This window comes from Clostridium sp. TJA085 (genome assembly GCF_058310235.1).
Map to the genome: position 1 here is coordinate 322,488 of NZ_JBZEEZ010000002.1, position 15,073 is coordinate 337,560.

The following is a 15,073-nucleotide window of genomic DNA, read 5'->3' on the forward strand; positions in this document are numbered from 1 at the left end:
ATTTATTCCCTCACTCCACTCTTCCTAAGTTTTACAAAAAATTTAATTATTTTATATCTTGTTTAAAATTTTAAAACATTTTATTTAAAATTTCAATACATTTTTAACACTTAGTTCATATTTTGTAATATTTTATTACTATTTAAATGTAATTAAATTTATGTGTACTAATTAATTACAATTATTATATAATAATGTATATTTTTATATGTTTTAAAATAATTTAATATAAAAATAAAAAATCTATATCAAAAGGAATATATTCCTTTTGATATAGATTTTTTATTCTTCATTTAAATCTTTATTTTCGGTATTTCTATATTTTTTTAATCTTAAATTACTTAACTCTCTATCTTTATCAGTAAAAAGATCCTTATATTTATTATTAAGAATAAGATTTTCTATAGTTAAATCTTCCATATTATTATTCATTAATAATTCCAATCCATATATATCATCATCTTCTTTTATTATATACTTAGCTGCATTTACTGCTCCTTTAGTATTTATCATTTTTAAAAGATTACTAAGCTTATAATTTAATCTCAAATCTACTTCTCTGTATATATTAATTAAATCAACATAAAATTCAAATCCGTTCATTATGTCCTCCAATTTTTATTTTATAATAATATTAAGTATACTATTTAAAATCTTTTCTTCAATATATTAATTATTACATTAATATTAATAATTAATATATAACAAAACATTAATAATTAAATATTAATATAATCATCTATTATATTAGAATTATTCTAAAAACTCTTATTCGTCATAAGAGCAAACTATCACATTAAATATTTAATTCTATATTTTTCTATTTTATTTCTTTTACAATTAATATACTTTATATTATTAACTTAATTCTATTTTATGCAAAAAAAATTTGTACTAAAATTATATTTAGTACAAATTTTTTTATTATTTTTCTAATTTTCCATTATAGTTTCCTGTTCCACCTGAAACGTTTATTATTTTATATCCTTTTCTATCTAAAAAATCACAAGTTCTACTGCTTCTTACTCCTGACTGACATATTATATAATACTCTTTATCTTTAGTTAAATATTTTTCAGGTTGGTTAACTATATTTTCCATAGGTATGTTTTTTGCATTAGGTAAATGTCCATTATTAAATTCATATGGTTCTCTAATATCTATTAAATTTATATTTACTAATTTATCTTTTAAATCATTCACTTTTACTGAATTATATTTTTTATCTAAAAATGAAAACATAATCTTCCTCCTCTCTTTTAATAATTTTATTTTTATATAATTATTATACACTTATATTATTAATCTATATATTATAATAATTTCCCATATTTTTTTATATAAATTTTCTTAATAACATTTACTAAAATCATATAAGATAATATTGTTAAAGTTAAATATATAAAATATACTCCCGGCATTGGTTTCATATCTAAAATTTCTCCAAATGAAGTATATGGAATAATTGTTCCAATTAATATTGCAAGTCCTGTAAATAAAAATACTGAACTTGAAGCTCTACTTTGAATAAATGGAATTTTTGGTGTTCTTATCATGTGTATTACTAAAGTTTGTGTCCATAGTGATTCTACAAACCAGCCCGCATTAAATACTGCTAAAAATACTACATTATTAACTCCTGAAGCTCCATAATGTCCACCTGCTACAATGGGGCATATTATAAAATATAAAATTGCATAAGTTGTTATATCAAATATTGAACTTGTTGGTCCAAACCATACCATGAAACTTCCAATTGATGAGGCATCCCATTTACGTGGTCTTTTCAAATATTCCATATCAACCCTATCCCATGGAACTGCTATGCATGAAATATCATATATAAGATTTAATACTAATATTTGAATTGGTAGCATTGGTAAAAATGGTAAAAACGCACTTGCAACTAATACACTAAACATATTTCCGAAATTAGAACTTGCTGTCATTTTTATATATTTTATTATATTAGCAAAAGTTTTACGTCCCTCAACAACACCTTTTCCAAGTACCATAAGGTTCTTTTCTAAAAGAATTATATCTGCTGATTCTTTTGCTATATCTACTGCTGTATCTACTGAAATACTAACATCTGCTTTTTTCATTGCAGGAGCATCATTTATACCGTCTCCCATAAATCCAACAACATGTCCATGATCTCTTAATACTGATACAATTCTTGCTTTTTGACTTGGTGATAATTTTGCAAAAACATTTGTATGTCTAACAATTTTTTTTAGCTCTTCATCTTTCATATCTTCAATTTCTGAACCTAATAATATATTTTTAACATTTATACCAACTTGACTACATACATATTTAGTTACTTTTTCATTATCTCCAGTTAATACTTTAACTTCTACTCCATAATCATGTAAAAATTCTATAGCATCCTTTGATGACTCCTTTGGTGGGTCTAGAAAACTTATATACCCCATAAGAACCATATCACTTTCATCTTTCACTGAAAAACTACCTTCTGGTGATGGATTATTTTTTTGTGATACTGCAACTACTCTCATACCATTTGTATTAAGTTTACTAACAGTTTCTAATATTTCTTTTCTTAATTCCTCTGTTAACTCTACAATTTCATCATTATATTCTGCATAAGAAGATATTTCTAGCATTTCTTCAACTGCACCTTTTGTTATTAATTGAGTTTTTCCATTTTGGTCCTGTAAAACAACAGACATTCTTCTACGTGAAAAATCAAAAGGAATTTCATCTACTTTTTTATACTTTTCACTTAAATTAGAAAATCCTTCTTTATCTCCATATTGAAGTATAGCAACATCAAGTAAATTTTTAAGTCCTGTTTGAAAGTAACTATTTAAATAACCATGCTTAAGTACTCTAATATCTTCATTTCCATGTATATCAAGATGATTTTCTAAAACTATTTTATCTTCTGTAAGTGTTCCTGTCTTATCAGTACAAAGTATATCCATAGCCCCAAAGTTTTGTATTGAATTTAAGTTTTTAACTATTGTTTTATACTTTGACATTTTTACAGCACCCTTTGCAAGGTTTGTTGTAACTATCATTGGAAGCATTTCTGGAGTCAATCCAACTGCTACTGATAACGCAAATAGAAATGCTTGTAACCAGTCACCTTTTGTAATTCCATTAATAACAAATACTACCGGAACCATAATCGCCATAAATCTTATTAATAAAAAGCTTACTGAATTTACTCCTTTATCAAAGCTTGTCATTTCTTTCTTTTCTGTTATAACATTTGCCATACTACCAATTACTGTATTATTACCTGTACTTAATACAATTCCTATAGCAGTACCACTTATAACATTAGTTCCCATAAACGCTAAATTTTCTAATTCAAAAGTACTTTTTATATCTTTCCTCTTAGTTTCTTGTGATAGATCTCCATACTTTTCTACAGCCTCTGATTCTCCAGTCATTGCTGATTCACTTATAAATAAATCTTTTGCAAAAATAATTCTTATATCTGCAGGAATCATATCTCCCGCATTTAGCTTTACTACATCTCCCTTAACTATTTCATCCATAGGAATTTCAATATCTTTACCACCTCTAATAACAGTTGCTGTTGTTTCAATCATTTCTTTAAGTTTCTCACCAGCTTTATTAGATTTTCCTTCTTGGAAAATACGTAAAATACCACTAATTGTTACCATTACTAAAATTATAATAACAGTAGTTAAATCTTTATCTTTTGGAGCTGGAATAACGTAATCAGTAAAAAATGATACTATTGCTAATAATATTAATACTAATGAAAAAGGATTTATAAAGGCATCAAAAAGTCTTTTATACCATGTTATTCCTTCTCCGTAACTAATCTTATTGTAACCATATTCTTCAATTCTTCTTTCAGCTTCTTCTTTTTCCAAACCTTCTATTTTTGTATTTAATTTTTTAAAAAATTCTTCTTTCTCTAATAATCCAAATTCAATTAATTTTTTATTTATTTCTTCTCTTCTTAAATTAACTTTATTATTTGAAAAATCTTTTCTTAAAATTTTCATGTTAAAACCCTCCTTACTTTTTAATAGTAATGAGAATTAGGCATAAAAAAACCTGTCAACTAAAGCTTTAGTAGACAGGCACTTAATTTTAAGTCTCTATATTTTCAGGCAAAACAAATAAACCAGATACTGGCTTCGTATTTTTAATATATTATTTATGTTTTGCTTAATTAAATATAGGCTTCTCAGGTGCCCATCAATTCCCAAAATACTACTTGCAGTTTCCAATTTATTTTCACCTCACTTATTTATTAAAATTATTAGTAATTTAAAAAATAAAAAAATCCTTGTTAAAATCTTAAAAGCAGAACAAGGATAATAAACTCTTTAAATTACCTCGTTCAAGCTTCAACTCCGTAGGGCAATGAAATTGCATTAGAATACGCCTTGAAATTCGACGTATACTGCTAACCTTCAAATTAATGTCTCCATTAATCAGCGGCAGCAACCCGTATCCCTATGGTAGCCTCACCTACCGAGAACTTATTTAATTTATAAATTTACTATGTTTTATATCATTGTAGTAATGAAACTTAATTTAGTCAAGCATATATAATTACTTTAATATAATAGTAACTTATTGTTAACTTTTGTTAAATTTATATTTAATCTAATTTAAAATTAAAACTTTTTATTTTTATTGATAAATTAAAAATAATTTATATATATTTTTTTTATCAATATTTAATGATATGAAAACCTTTCTAATTGTAAAAAAGCTACTCATTTTGTATAATCTATTGTATACCATTTAACAATATTAAAATAGAAGGAGAAAAATATTGAATATTTTAGTAGTTGATGATGAAATTAGTATATTACAACTTATAAAAATGAACTTAGAATTACAAAATTATAATGTTATTACAGCAACATGTGGAAATGAAGCTTTAGACCTTACTATAAAACATAAACCTGACATAATAATTTTAGATGCTATGCTTCCTGATATAAGTGGTTTTGAACTTATTAATAAAATTAAATTAATTAAAGATGTACCTATAATTATGCTTACAGCTAAAGACGATATTAACGATAAAATTTTAGGGTTTAGACTTGGTGCAGAAGATTATATTACTAAACCATTTAACAGTACGGAATTGTTACTTAGGGTAAAAGTTATCTCCAAACGATTAGAAAAAACCTCTGAAGAAAAACCAACTTTACTTTCCTTTGGAAATCTTAAAATAAACCCTATTGAAAGAAAGGTTTCTATAGATTCTAATTATGTAGATTTAACATTTAAAGAATTTGAAGTTTTACTTTGTCTTGCTGAAAATAAAGGTAGAGTATTTAGTCGTGAAGATTTATTAAATAAAATATGGGGATATGATTTTGAAGGAACAACTAGAGCTGTAGACATTTTAATTCAAAGGCTTAGAAAAAAATTAGACTCTTGTCAAAAATATATAAAAACTTTATATAAAGCAGGTTACAAATTTGATATTGAAGATGAATCTAACTCTTAAACAAAAAATAATTTTAACCAATATATCAATTTTAATACCTATTATAGCTTTTATATATATAATAACCTTCAATACCCTTTCAGAAAATTTATTAGATAACTCTCTTAAATACTTACTTAAAGAAAATACAACTATGGGGGCATACATAGAAAACTTATTAGAATCAAACAAAAATCCAAATAAAGAAGAGGTTTTTAAATCACTTTCTCCATTTATTGCTACAAATTTAAGTAACAGGTTTGACACAAGAGTTCAGATAATAAGTAATTCAGGACAAATATTTTATGATTCTGATAAAAAACAATTAAGCCTTTATAATTTAGATATAGATAAAGCATTAGAAGGTTCAGAAGCTTACATAATAAAAAAAATTGATGGTGTTCCCTACATATTTTTGTCTACACCAATTTTTTATAATAATATTAATTGTGGTGTATTAAGACTTATACTTAAAAATGATTCTTACGGAAGCATATTGAATAATACCCTATTAATAATGATTTTAGTTAGTATCATTTCATTAGGTATAGGTATAATTTTAATATATAACTTTTCAAAAGAATTAGTAACACCATTACTTATGTTAAAGGATAAAACACATGAAATTGCTAATGGTAATTTTGGTGAAACAATAGAAATCAAAAGTGGAGATGAAGTAGAAGATTTAGCAAATACCTTTAATATAATGAGTAAAAATATAGATGTTTATATTAAAGAACTTAAGTCTGCAAAAATTAAACAAAAAAAATTCTTTGACAATATATCTCATGAATTCAAAACCCCTTTAACTGCAATAATTGGTTTTTCAGAAATAATACCAAAGTTATCAGATAAAGAAAAAGTTATACATAGCTCTTCCCTTATTGAAAAAGAAGGAAGAAGATTATTATCTTTAGTTGAAGAAATATTAACCATATCAAAAGGAAATAAAGAAAATTTTTCAATTGAATCAACTTATATAGATATAAAATCTTTAATTGATGAATGCTTGTCTATTTTAAGTGTAAATCTTCAAAAATATCATATTCAAGTAATAAAAAATTACGATAACCTTTTTATATACGGCGATTATGATAAAACAAAACAAGTATTTATAAACATATTAATTAATTCAATAAAATATAGCGGATGTGAGTATATAAAAATCTCATCAAAAAACCTTAATGATAGAATAGAAATTTATATATCAGATGACGGAATAGGATTTGATATAAATAATATGTCAAATATAAACAATATAAAAGGAAACGGTTTTGGGCTTAATATATGCAAAGAAATTTTATCTACTCAAAATGGAAGTTTTAAAATTGAAAGTATTTTAGATGAAGGTACAACTGCAACATTAACATTTTTTAAACAAAGGAAATAGTCCTTTATAAATAGCGAAAGGATTTTTTATGAATAAGAATTTTAAAAATATTATTGTATTATATATAGCTTTTATAATTTTAATTTTATCTTTTTTACTTTATTCAACAAAAGCAATTTATAATAACTTAACTATTATAGATAGTTCTAGTTTTAATAAAAAAAGTTTTTCAACTAAATTTCCAACAAAAATAATAATACATAATGACTACTTAGGCACTACTACTTCAACTGATAATTTACTTATGAATGATACAGTTCAATATTTCAATGACATAAAATCTTCAAAAATGTCTAAGGAGAATAAAATTAAAAATACTAACACCATAACAATATCAGGTGAAATATTTTACTCAAACGGCACTTCCGAAAAGTATAAAGTAAATAATCACCTAACCATTGACAATAAGAAATTTTATGATGATTCATATTTGATTAATACTCTTAGAAACAGCTTATTTAATAACTTATATACTTATCCAAACATATTAAATATATTAAAATCTAATAAAACAAAAATTATTTATGAAAAAGAAAACTTATCTTACACGCTTAATAATGAGAAAAAAAAGAAGCTAATAGAATGTTTAAATAAATTTAGTACTATGAAAGATAATAAAGATTTTTTAAATACTAATCTTAATGAGGATTCAAAAGGTGTTTTAAAAATTTTTATAAATGGTTTAAACACTATTAATGCAAATAATACAATATACATTGCTATATATAAAAATTATTTAGCAATTCAATATTTAGGCGATGAAAATGGTAAAAATATTTATATTAAAGGTGAAATAAATGAAAAAGATTTTAAATAAAAAAGTCATAATTATCTTTTTTATATTAATATCAATTATTTTTATTATCTTTGCCTTTAAAAATAAAGATAATAAAAAGGATAAATTGAATCTAAAAGGAAAACATTTAACAGTTTATGTAGCAATGAGAGAAGAAGAAGCTATATCACTTTTAGAAAAATTTAAAAAAGAAACTGGCTGTACATATGAATTTATAAAACTCCCTACCGAAGAAGCTGTTAATAAAATATTAGCTGAAAAAGGAAAATCAAGTGGTGATATATTTATAGGAGGAAGTTGTGATGCCTATGAAGTTTTAAAGTCACATGGAGCTTTAGCAAAATATAAATCACCAAACTCTAATGATATACAAGCAAAATACAAAGATCCAGATAGCTACTGGACTGGATTTCAAGTTGATGTATTAGCAATAGGAATAAATAAGAAAATATGGGATAAGGATTTTAAAAGTAAAGGAATTTCACTTCCTAAAACCTTTGATGATTTACTACAAAAAGAATATAACGGAAAAGTAATAATGCCTAACCCTGAAACCTCAGGTACTGGTTATACATTTTTAGCTTCTTTATATCAAGAGTTAGGTAAAGATAAATATAAAGAATATTTATCCAAATTCACAGAAAATGTACCTGCCTATACTGTAAGTGGTTTTAATTCAATTCAAAGAGTCTCATCTGGTGAATATGCAGTTACAGTAAACTTTTTAGGAGATCAACTTCTTCAAAGTAAATTTAACAAAGATATAATAAGCATAGTTCCTAAAAACACTGGTTGGAATGTAGATTCTATAGCAGAACTTAAAAACTGTGTAAATAAGGAAGCAGCAGAAAGCTTTATAGATTTTATATTATCTCAAGAAGTTGCTAATAATTTATCTAACTATTCAAAGGCTACCTCAACAAAACAAGCCAATAATAACATATATAATACTATATTTTTAGATTATGATTTCAACAAAGCAGCTATGAATCGTGACGAAATTATGAATATATTTAACAAAAATGTATATAAATAATAAAAGCTACAACAAAATCTCCTAATTGTTACATTTGCGAAACAATTAGGAGATTTTGTTGTTAATTTTTTATTTTATTATATTAATGTGATTTAAATACAGAAAACGTAATCAATTTATTATGTTTTTAGGGAGGATTTATAAATGTTTAATTTTTTTAAACCTGCACCTGCAATGCCAAGGTTAGCAAAAGATAAAATCCCTTCAGCCTACAAAATGTATCGTTTAAGAGTTTTTCTTATGATATTTGTTGGTTATGCTGGATATTATCTAGTTAGAAAAAACTTTGCAGTTGCATCACCATTTTTAATTAGTAATTATCACTTTACAAAAACTGATATAGGTTTAATTAGTACTGGACTTGCTGTAGCTTACGGCTTAGGTAAGTTTGTTTTAGGAAGTTTAGCAGATAGATCAAACGTTAAATATTTCTTAGGTTTTGGTCTTTTAGCATCTGCAGTAGTAAGTATCCTTATGGGATTCACAAGTACTGTTTGGATATTTTTAATACTTATGATTATAAACGGTTTATTCCAAGCTATGGGAGCACCTCCATGTTCAATCGTTATAGGTAAATGGTTCTCACAAAATGAAAGAGGACTTAAAATGGGAATATGGAATACTTCACATAACATTGGTGGTGGACTTATAGCTCCTTTAGCTACATTAGCTTTAGTATTATTTGGAGCTAGTAATTTCCAAAGCATATTCTTCTTACCAGCAGTAATATGTATAGTAGTTGCAATATTCGTATTTATAGTTGGAGCTGATACTCCAGAATCAGTTGGATTACCTCCAATTGATGAATATAGAAATGACTATTCAGAAATCAAAACTGAAGAAGACCCAGTAAAATTATCAACTAAAGAAATAATTTTCAAATATGTTTTAACTAATAAATATGTTTGGTATTTATGTTTAGCAAATATCTTTGTTTACTTAATCAGACAAGGTGTTGTTAACTGGATTCCAATATACTTACACGAAGCTAAGAACTTTACAAATGCCGATGCAAACTGGGCTATGTTCTTATTTGAATACGCAGCAATACCTGCATCAATATTACTTGGATGGTTATCAGACGTATTATTTAAAGGAAAACGTGCTCCTTTAAGTATAATATGTATGGTAGGAGTTATCTTCGCTGTTGTAGCTTACTGGACAACTTCTAACTACATGGTAACTATGATATCAGTAGCTGTAATAGGATGCTTTATATATGGTCCACAATTATTAATAGGTATGAACCTAATTGATATTGTTCCAAACTTCGCTGTTGGTGCAGCAGTTGGATTATCAGGACTTTGTGCATATATCCTAGGTGAGCTTATGGCTGACTTAGTTATAGGATTTATAGCTGATAACTTTGGATGGAATGGAGCATTTATTTTTATAATATGCGGAGCAGTAATTGCTTTAATCCTTCTATCATTAACTTTAAACACAAAAAAAGCTAACAACCATAATAATTAATATAAATAAACAAACCTTTCTTATTGAAAAGACCAGATGAATATTCATCTGGTCTTTTCTTTTTAATGAGTTCCATGGACAACATCAAAACCTTCTTTTTTTAAAATCTCCTCATGCTTTTTATACGTCTTACACTCTCTTTTTATACAATCTGATATATGTACTACTTTAACATTATTTTTCTTTAACTGACTTAACTTATGACTCCAATTCTCACCTTCTATTAATGTATCTTTACATCCTATACAATAGAAGAAACTTGCAAGCTCTTGTTTATTATTTTTATATATAGAAAAATATTTATCAGAATTATTATATGCCTTAAAGCATCCTGATCCTGCACACTTTCCTATAAGTTTTCTACATGCCATTATAGCTATACTCATCTTTATCATCCTTTAATCATTAAATTATAAACAAATGTTATTTTTCTTAATTAAATATAATTATATCTTTTTACTTATATTTAACCTACAATAAAATTACTACAAAATTTATATTAACATCTTTATTTATATAAAGTCTATCTGAATAAAATTAAAATAACTTAAATACCAAACTAATTTTTATATTTAAATACATTTATATAGTTATTTTAATTTTATATCTAATATACTGTTTAAACTTATTTATATTAACTTTTTAATGTGATTTAATTATATAGTATTCACAAATAAAAAAACTTCCTAACAATAATCAGTTAAGAAGTTATAAAAGTAACTATTTTAATTATTAATTTATTAAATTAATCTTAATCTTCTTTTCCAAATTTACCATGCATAAGTAATCCTACTATATCTGATAAACGACCTATTAAATTACCAACAATTATTGATATTAATACTATCTTCCAGTTACCATTAGTTCCAAATGTTGAACATGCTCCTAAAAATGCTCCCGGAATAAATGTTAAAGGCTTAGCCTTAGATTGAAAACACATAACAAAAGAAAAAAATCCTGTAAGTATATAAGCTATATATGGAGAGCCAAAATAATTAGTTCCTCCAATTATGCACATAGCCCAAATTATTCCTGTAATATTTGCAACAATTGATTTTTTAAGCCCAACAGCCTTTCCTCCTGATGCAAAATAACTAGTAAATCCTATAAACCCAACCCATGTCAATAATCCAAGAGCATCGCTTATAAATGCCCATAATGCAGAAAAAATTCCAACACTTATAGCCGATACCGTTATTAAATCCATACTGTTTCCTCCTGAGTAAAAACAAAAATATATTCATGATTTCAATAGAATTATACCATATTTTTAATATATTATTTAAGTTTATGCTTATATTTTTAGTTTATCCTAAATAAAATATTTATACTAAAAAAGGATGCTTAAAAGCATCCTTAACCAAAATAATATTTATTTAATAGCAATTACTTCTATCTCTATAGGTGCATCCATAGGTAATTTTGCTACTTGTACACAACTTCTTGCTGGTGGATTTTCATTAAAGTATGTTCCATATACTTCATTAACTGCAGCAAAATCATTTAAATCTTTTACAAAAACAGTTGTCTTTATTACTTTATCAAATCCTGTTCCTGCCTTTTCTAAAATTGCTTTGCAATTTTCTAAACTTTGTTTAGTTGCAGCTTTTATTTCTGTTTCTAAAACTTTTGTTTCAGGGTTTAATGGTAATTGTCCTGATGTATAAACTAAATTTTGAATTTCAATACCTTGTGAATATGGTCCTATAGCAGCTGGTGCCTTTTCTGTGTTAATTACTTTTTTCATAACATTTACCTCTTTTCATATTAATTTATCTTTTAAGTATTATTATTTATTTTTTAATACTAAGCATATTTATAATAAGTCTAGAAATAGAAATTTTTGATTAACTATTTCTATATATTTATATTATTTTTTCTTTTTATAAAAAGTATCTTTAAGTGGAAGTTCTGTTCTAAACACTCCATCTAATTTATAATAAGCTCCTTGTACAGCTGGGGCAGTTGGTATACATGTAATTTCTCCAACCCCCTTAGCTCCAAATGACAATTCTGCTGTATTTTTCTCAATTATTATAGGTTCTATTTTTGGTATTTGATTTGCTCTTAAAAGACCTAATGTTCCAAATTTTGATTTTGGTACACTATTTTCTATAATGTAATCTTCAGTTAATCCATAACCAAGTCCCATTACAACTCCGCCTTCAATTTGACCTTCTACACTTCTTGGGTTAATTGCACGTCCAACATCATGAGCTGCAATTACTTTTACAAGTTTTCCTTTGTCATCTATAATTACAACTTGAGTTGCATAACCATAAGCTACGTGGCTTACTGGATTTTCTTTAGGACTACCCATTGGGTCAGTTACACCTAGATATTCACCATAGAACTCTTCACCTTCAAGCTCCTCTAAAGTTTTATCTCTTAATGCATCTCTAAGCTTCATTGCTGCAATTTTTGTAGCTTCGCCTGTAAACACTGTTTGTCTTGAAGCAGTTGATGTTCCTGAATCTGGAGTTATTTTAGTATCTGGTGTTTCGTATACTATATCTTCATTTTTTAATTTAAGAACTTCACCAACTATTTGAACAACTACAGTTCCAAGTCCTTGACCCATACATGCTGCTGATGTTCTAATATGAATCTTACCATCTACTACAGCAACTCTACATCTACCTGTGTCAGGAAGCCCAACACCTATACCTGCATTTTTAAATGTACAAGCAATTCCAGCTCTATCCCTATTAGCATAATACTCATCTTTAACTGCATCTAAAGTTTCAACTAATCCAGTTCCTTCATCTGCTATTTGTCCATTTGGTAAAACTTGACCAGGTCTTATAGCATTTTTATATCTTATTTCAAATGGATCTATACCTACTAATTCTGCAAGCTTATTTAAGTTACATTCAGTTGCAAATGCTGATTGAGTAACTCCAAAACCTCTAAATGCTCCTCCTGGAGTATTATTTGTATAATAGGCCTTTCCATCTATATCTACATTTTGATAATTATATGGTCCTGCTGCATGAGTACAAGCTCTTTGAAGGACTGGACCTCCAAGTGATGCATACGCACCTGTATCAGCAACTATTACGGCTTTCATTCCTGTTAACATACCATTTTCATCACAAGCAGTTGTAAATTCCATTTCCATTGCATGTCTCTTTGTATCTACTATAATACTTTCTTGTCTTGGTAATACCATTTTAACTGGCTTCTTTGTTAAATATGCAAGAAGTGCTGTATGATGTTGACAGCTCATATCTTCTTTTCCACCAAAACCTCCACCAACATACTTAGAAATTACTCTTAATTTATCTGGACCTAAATCTAATAATGATCCTATTTCTCTTAAATCATCATATATACTTTGAGTTCCTGTATAAACTACTAAGCCATCTTCTCCTTCTGGTACTGCAACAGCACATTCTGGTTCTAAAAAAGCATGTTCAGTAAATGGAACTTTATATTTATAAGTAACTACATACTTAGAGTTTTTTATAGCTTCATCAGCATTTCCTCTTACTAAATGCTCATGTGATAAAAGATTTCCTTTTTCATGTATCTTTGGAGCATCTTCTTTTGCTGCTTCTTCTGGTGATGTAACTGGCTTTAATTCTTCATATTCAACTTTTATATGCTTAATAGCTTCTCTTGCTATTTCTTCAGTTTCTGCTGCTACTAAAGCAACTGCATCACCTAAATATCTTGTTTCTTCTCCAACTTCTACAAGTGCTGGAGTATCTTTAAATATATGTCCTAAATATCTTTTTCCTGGAATATCCTTTGCAGTTACAACCTTTACTACACCTTCTATCTTTTCAGCTTCACTAATATCAATTGATTTAACTAAAGCTCTTGGATATTTAGTTCTAAGGGCAACTCCATGAAGCATTCCATCTATTCTAATATCATCAGCATATTCACCTATTCCAAGAGTTTTTTCCATTGCATCAACTCTTTCTAATCTTTCTCCAACTCTTGGTATTCCTTTACAAGGTACTTTTGGTACTTCTTTGTTTTCTCTAAATATTTCAGCAGCCATCATAATAGCTTTTTCTATTTTTACATAACCAGTACATCTGCATATATTTCCTATAAGTGCCTTTTTAACTTCTTCAGAAGTAGGATTTAATGTTTTATTAAATAATCCTTTAGCACTCATAACCATTCCTGGTATACAGAAACCACATTGAACAGCTCCTGCTTCTGTAAATGCATAAGCAAATACATCTCTTTCTCTTTCTGTAAATCCTTCTATAGTAGTTATTTCTTTTCCATTAACCTTATCAGTAGTTACTACACAAGCCTTTTTAGCAACTCCGTCAATTAAAATAGTACATGTTCCACATGCACCTTCTGAACATCCATTTTTTACTGATGTTATATTACAATCTTCTCTTAAGTATGTTAATAACTTCTTATTCTGATTTACAACTTTCCTCTCTCCATTAAGTATGAATTCAGCCATAACTTCCACCTCTCATAGTCACACTTGTTTTGTATATACTAACAAAACAAGTTTTCCCATATAATCTTATATCAAATTATTATGTTCCCCTTATATAAACATATTCTTTAAACAGATATTTATATTCTAATAAATATCTAAAAATTTTCTGTTTTATTAAAACTAATAAATATAATAAATTTATTACTATTAAATAATTATTATTTTTATTATTAATATTAAAAGATAGTAGGGTATTTTTTTATTACTTAATTAATTTTTAATATTATACTTAGATTTTTGAACTATAAAATTTTGGGTAATCTATTTTTTATCATGTTTAGCTATTTTGTAAGTGTCATACTAATGTGTACTTAACATTTGAAGGTCTTAACGCGTAATTATGTTATTTCGCAATATTAATTTGAATAATATTTTATTATTAAATTTAAGTAATTTAAAATAAAATACCCAAACTACCATCTTTTCAAAAATAATTT

At 26.3% G+C, this 15,073-nt stretch carries 12 protein-coding genes and 1 riboswitch; of the genes, 5 read left to right on the plus strand and 7 right to left on the minus strand.

The annotated features are described in order from the left end of the window. Window positions 1-282 precede the first annotated feature (282 nt). From AC4FQW_RS08740 to mgtA, 3 genes are all read right to left on the minus strand, one after another. Window positions 283-603: a hypothetical protein gene (locus AC4FQW_RS08740; RefSeq protein ID WP_491148581.1), complete on the minus strand. Its 321-nt coding sequence runs from the start codon at window positions 601-603 to the stop codon at window positions 283-285. 321 nt (window positions 604-924) lie between these two features. Continuing rightward, on the minus strand, window positions 925-1,242 hold the full coding sequence (locus AC4FQW_RS08745; RefSeq protein WP_491148583.1) for a rhodanese-like domain-containing protein: 318 nt from the start codon (window positions 1,240-1,242) through the stop codon (window positions 925-927). A 71-nt stretch (window positions 1,243-1,313) separates the two neighbouring features. Continuing rightward, entirely contained in the window at window positions 1,314-4,013 is a 2,700-nt protein-coding gene (gene mgtA, locus AC4FQW_RS08750; RefSeq protein ID WP_491148584.1) for a magnesium-translocating P-type ATPase, read from the minus strand. Window positions 4,014-4,340: 327 nt separating this feature from the next. Next, window positions 4,341-4,500: riboswitch (M-box (ykoK) riboswitch) on the minus strand. A gap of 295 nt (window positions 4,501-4,795) precedes the next feature. Here mgtA and AC4FQW_RS08755 point away from each other — a divergent pair. The 5 genes from AC4FQW_RS08755 to AC4FQW_RS08775 all read left to right on the plus strand — a co-directional run bounded on the left by AC4FQW_RS08755 (window position 4,796) and on the right by AC4FQW_RS08775 (window position 10,156). Continuing rightward, a complete protein-coding gene (locus tag AC4FQW_RS08755) occupies window positions 4,796-5,482 on the plus strand; it encodes a response regulator transcription factor (RefSeq protein WP_491148586.1) in 687 nt (228 codons plus the stop codon). Continuing rightward, window positions 5,454-6,851 (plus strand): HAMP domain-containing sensor histidine kinase, encoded by a 1,398-nt coding sequence (locus AC4FQW_RS08760; RefSeq protein ID WP_303127866.1) that lies wholly within the window; start codon window positions 5,454-5,456, stop codon window positions 6,849-6,851. The genes AC4FQW_RS08755 and AC4FQW_RS08760 overlap by 29 nt, the downstream gene beginning before the upstream one ends. A gap of 28 nt (window positions 6,852-6,879) precedes the next feature. Then, on the plus strand, window positions 6,880-7,668 hold the full coding sequence (locus AC4FQW_RS08765; protein ID WP_491148589.1) for a DUF3919 family protein: 789 nt from the start codon (window positions 6,880-6,882) through the stop codon (window positions 7,666-7,668). Continuing rightward, window positions 7,649-8,683: an ABC transporter substrate-binding protein gene (locus AC4FQW_RS08770; RefSeq protein ID WP_491148591.1), complete on the plus strand. Its 1,035-nt coding sequence runs from the start codon at window positions 7,649-7,651 to the stop codon at window positions 8,681-8,683. Before AC4FQW_RS08765 ends, AC4FQW_RS08770 begins: the two co-directional genes overlap by 20 nt. Window positions 8,684-8,827: 144 nt before the next feature. Continuing rightward, on the plus strand, window positions 8,828-10,156 hold the full coding sequence (locus AC4FQW_RS08775) for an MFS transporter (protein WP_303127875.1): 1,329 nt from the start codon (window positions 8,828-8,830) through the stop codon (window positions 10,154-10,156). Window positions 10,157-10,218: 62 nt separating this feature from the next. Here AC4FQW_RS08775 and AC4FQW_RS08780 read toward each other — a convergent pair whose 3' ends face one another. The 4 genes from AC4FQW_RS08780 to xdh all read right to left on the minus strand — a co-directional run bounded on the left by AC4FQW_RS08780 (window position 10,219) and on the right by xdh (window position 14,594). Next, complete coding sequence (locus tag AC4FQW_RS08780; protein ID WP_303127877.1) at window positions 10,219-10,542, minus strand: CGGC domain-containing protein; 324 nt, start codon at window positions 10,540-10,542, stop codon at window positions 10,219-10,221. 365 nt (window positions 10,543-10,907) lie between these two features. Continuing rightward, a complete protein-coding gene (locus AC4FQW_RS08785) occupies window positions 10,908-11,363 on the minus strand; it encodes a DUF1097 domain-containing protein (RefSeq protein ID WP_303127880.1) in 456 nt (151 codons plus the stop codon). Between the two features lie 165 nt (window positions 11,364-11,528). Continuing rightward, window positions 11,529-11,903, minus strand: coding sequence for a RidA family protein (locus tag AC4FQW_RS08790; RefSeq protein ID WP_491148593.1), 375 nt, complete (start codon window positions 11,901-11,903; stop codon window positions 11,529-11,531). A 123-nt stretch (window positions 11,904-12,026) separates the two neighbouring features. Then, the gene (gene xdh, locus AC4FQW_RS08795) at window positions 12,027-14,594 is read right to left on the minus strand and encodes a selenium-dependent xanthine dehydrogenase (protein WP_491148595.1); all 2,568 of its coding nucleotides are present in this window, start codon (window positions 14,592-14,594) and stop codon (window positions 12,027-12,029) included. Between the last annotated feature and the right edge of the window lie 479 nt (window positions 14,595-15,073).

Excerpts from the sequence above, each read along its gene's own strand:
- AC4FQW_RS08765 (WP_491148589.1), top strand. The coding sequence starts at position 6,880 with ATGAATAAGAATTTTAAAAATATTATTGTATTATATATAGCTTTTATA.
- AC4FQW_RS08790 (WP_491148593.1), bottom strand. The coding sequence starts at position 11,903 with ATGAAAAAAGTAATTAACACAGAAAAGGCACCAGCTGCTATAGGACCA.
- AC4FQW_RS08780 (WP_303127877.1), bottom strand. The coding sequence starts at position 10,542 with ATGAGTATAGCTATAATGGCATGTAGAAAACTTATAGGAAAGTGTGCA.
- xdh (WP_491148595.1), bottom strand. The coding sequence starts at position 14,594 with ATGGCTGAATTCATACTTAATGGAGAGAGGAAAGTTGTAAATCAGAAT.
- AC4FQW_RS08740 (WP_491148581.1), bottom strand. The coding sequence starts at position 603 with ATGAACGGATTTGAATTTTATGTTGATTTAATTAATATATACAGAGAA.
- AC4FQW_RS08745 (WP_491148583.1), bottom strand. The coding sequence starts at position 1,242 with ATGTTTTCATTTTTAGATAAAAAATATAATTCAGTAAAAGTGAATGAT.
- AC4FQW_RS08770 (WP_491148591.1), top strand. The coding sequence starts at position 7,649 with ATGAAAAAGATTTTAAATAAAAAAGTCATAATTATCTTTTTTATATTA.
- mgtA (WP_491148584.1), bottom strand. The coding sequence starts at position 4,013 with ATGAAAATTTTAAGAAAAGATTTTTCAAATAATAAAGTTAATTTAAGA.
- AC4FQW_RS08775 (WP_303127875.1), top strand. The coding sequence starts at position 8,828 with ATGTTTAATTTTTTTAAACCTGCACCTGCAATGCCAAGGTTAGCAAAA.
- AC4FQW_RS08785 (WP_303127880.1), bottom strand. The coding sequence starts at position 11,363 with ATGGATTTAATAACGGTATCGGCTATAAGTGTTGGAATTTTTTCTGCA.